This is a genomic window from Mesorhizobium sp. WSM4983 (assembly GCF_029625765.1).
In the GTDB taxonomy this organism is placed as follows: domain Bacteria; phylum Pseudomonadota; class Alphaproteobacteria; order Rhizobiales; family Rhizobiaceae; genus Mesorhizobium.
Map to the genome: position 1 here is coordinate 1 of NZ_JARTVM010000042.1, position 272 is coordinate 272.

Sequence of the window (272 nt, forward strand, 5' to 3'; positions counted from 1 at the left end):
GTCTTGACGGTCTTAGATCGTCGCCATCGGCCAGGACGCGCCGTCGAGATGGCACAGCTGGCGCGCCAGGTCGGATTCGACGACGTCAGCTTGGATCTCATCTTCGGCGCCCCCGGGGAGAACTTTGACTCGTGGCGACACAGCCTCGACGTCACGTTGACGGCTGAGCCAGACCACATTTCCGCATACTCCCTCATCGTTGAAGAGGGAACTCGGCTGGCGGGCAGAATCCGTCGGGGAGAACTACCTATGACTGACGAGGACGATCTCGC

At 61.4% G+C, this 272-nt stretch carries 1 pseudogene; it reads left to right on the forward strand.

Annotated elements, in window-relative coordinates:
• Positions 1 to 48 precede the first annotated feature (48 nt).
• Positions 49 to 272 (forward strand): annotated as a pseudogene (locus P9254_RS28865) (hypothetical protein); the annotation flags it as partial.